An 816-nucleotide genomic window follows, 5' to 3' on the forward strand; every position below is an offset into this window, starting at 1 on the left:
CAAAGACACCGGCCCCGAAGGCCGCCCCACCTACGGCAGCTACACCTGGGCAGACACCAAGCCACCCCGTGGCGGCCCCACACCCCGTGCCGATGGCTACGTCATGGGCAGCGAAGGGCACGACTTCATCCTGCCGCCCATGCCCCCCGTGCGCAGCACCGACATCCACCGCGCCGACAGTGTGGCCGCCAACAACGCCATTCGCTCCTGCTTCTGGCCCGGCCCCAAACTGCGCCCCGGCTTCTACACCACCGACCCGGACGACTACGGCCTGGAGAACCAGTTGCCCGACACCGGCAACACCTTCAGCACCGCGTGGTTCAAGATTCCTGAGGGCGCAAAAATCGTCATGAAGGGCGACTTCCCCGCCATGCGCCACTGGAGCTACACCACCTACTCCACCAACGGCGTGCCGCGCGACGTGATTGACGACGTGGCCATCGACCCCGATGCCGGCTCCTTCAACCCCTTCCGCCCCGGCGTGGCGCGCGATGCCAAGCCGCGCAAATACGCCGTCGCCATCATGAACGGCGACCCACCCAGCCCCCGCCCCGCCAACACCGTGTACACCCGCGCCCCGGCCATGACCGACATCGGCATGCACATGCGCAACTACGTACCCGACCGCAGCGTGGACTGGGCTGGTGGCGTGGGCGTGCCCCAGGTGGAACTGCACCTGGCCGACGGCAAAGTGCTCACCGGCCAGGAAGCCTGCGATGCCACCGCCGCCCCGCTGCGCGAGAAGCAAGTGCCGCTGCCCATCCCCACCAAAAACTGGGTGGCGCTGACCCGCCTGCCCTGGATGCCCGCCGACCA

1 pseudogene is annotated in these 816 nt (G+C 68.4%); it reads left to right on the forward strand.

Annotated elements, in window-relative coordinates:
• Positions 1–816, forward strand: a pseudogene (locus tag JAO85_RS25545) (hypothetical protein); the annotation flags it as partial.

Source organism: Comamonas sp. NyZ500 (assembly GCF_016772095.1).
GTDB classification, from domain to species: Bacteria; Pseudomonadota; Gammaproteobacteria; order Burkholderiales; family Burkholderiaceae_C; genus Comamonas; species Comamonas thiooxydans.